General features: G+C 51.8%; 1 rRNA gene. It reads left to right on the top strand.

From position 1 onward, the window contains the following. A 23S ribosomal RNA gene (locus tag EDD66_RS18280) occupies positions 1–1,229 on the top strand; the annotation flags it as partial.

Below are 1,229 nucleotides of genomic sequence, written 5' to 3' on the forward strand. Positions count from 1 at the left end.
TAAAAGTAGGGAAGCTGGTGAGCTAACTGCCAAGAAAAGCCGCTATTGTTTTTATTGTACCCGTACCGTAAACCGACACAGGTGGATGAGGAGAGAATCCTAAGGCCGACGGGAGAAGCATTGTTAAGGAACTCGGCAAAATAACCCCGTAACTTCGGGAGAAGGGGTGCCTCTAGAAATAGAGGCCGCAGAGAATTGGCCCAAGCAACTGTTTAGCAAAAACACAGGTCTATGCAAAACCGAAAGGTGAAGTATATGGGCTGACGCCTGCCCGGTGCTGGAAGGTTAAGGGGAGAGCTTAGCGTAAGCGAAGGTTCGAACTTAAGCCCCAGTAAACGGCGGCCGTAACTATAACGGTCCTAAGGTAGCGAAATTCCTTGTCGGGTAAGTTCCGACCCGCACGAAAGGCGTAATGATTTGGGCACTGTCTCGACAATGCACCCGGTGAAATTGAAATACCAGTGAAGATGCTGGTTACCTGCGCCAGGACGGAAAGACCCCATGGAGCTTTACTCTAGCTTGATACTGGGATTCGGTATTGCATGTACAGGATAGGTGGGAGACTAGGAAGTGGTGACGCCAGTTGCCATGGAGTCATTGTTGGGATACCACCCTTGCAGTATTGGATTTCTAACATGTGCCCGTGATCCGGGCAGTGGACAATGTCAGGTGGGGAGTTTGACTGGGGCGGTCGCCTCCGAAAGAGTATCGGAGGCGCTCAAAGGTCTTCTCAGAATGGTTGGAAACCATTCGCAGAGTGCAAAGGCATAAGAAGGCTTGACTGTGACACCGACGGGTGGAGCAGGTACGAAAGTAGGACTTAGTGATCCGGTGGTATAAAGTGGGATTGCCATCGCTCAACGGATAAAAGCTACCCTGGGGATAACAGGCTTATCACTCCCAAGAGTTCACATCGACGGAGTGGTTTGGCACCTCGATGTCGGCTCATCGCATCCTGGGGCTGTAGTAGGTCCCAAGGGTTGGGCTGTTCGCCCATTAAAGCGGTACGCGAGCTGGGTTCAGAACGTCGTGAGACAGTTCGGTCCCTATCCGGCGTAGGCGTAGGATATTTGAGAGGAGCTGACCTTAGTACGAGAGGACCGGGTTGGACGAACCTCTGGTGTATCGGTTGTCATACCAATGGCATGGCCGAGTAGCCAAGTTTGGAAGGGATAAACGCTGAAGGCATCTAAGCGTGAAGCCCCCCTCAAGATAAGATATCCCATAGC

This window comes from Mobilisporobacter senegalensis (assembly GCF_003752155.1).
GTDB lineage: Bacteria > Bacillota > Clostridia > Lachnospirales > Lachnospiraceae > Mobilisporobacter > Mobilisporobacter senegalensis.